At 74.2% G+C, this 221-nt stretch carries 1 pseudogene; it reads right to left on the reverse strand.

The window, feature by feature from the left end:
- Positions 1-221: pseudogene (locus tag ACSNOC_RS28025) on the reverse strand (radical SAM family heme chaperone HemW); the annotation flags it as partial.

Below are 221 nucleotides of genomic sequence, written 5' to 3' on the forward strand. Positions count from 1 at the left end.
TCCAGTACAGCTCGTTGTGGCGGCAGCGGGCGGCGCGGGAGGTGGCCCAGTTGGACACCTCGTACCAGGCGAAGCCCGCCGCGGACAGGGTCTCCTCGGCGATCAGGTAGCGGTCGGCGTGCGCGTCGTCGTCCGGCGCCGCCACCTCGCCGCGCCGGACCCGGCCCGCGAGGCGGGTGCCGTCCTCCACGATCAGCGAGTACGCCGAGACGTGGTCGGGT

It is taken from the genome of Streptomyces sp. URMC 129 (genome assembly GCF_051386415.1).
GTDB lineage: Bacteria > Actinomycetota > Actinomycetes > Streptomycetales > Streptomycetaceae > Streptomyces.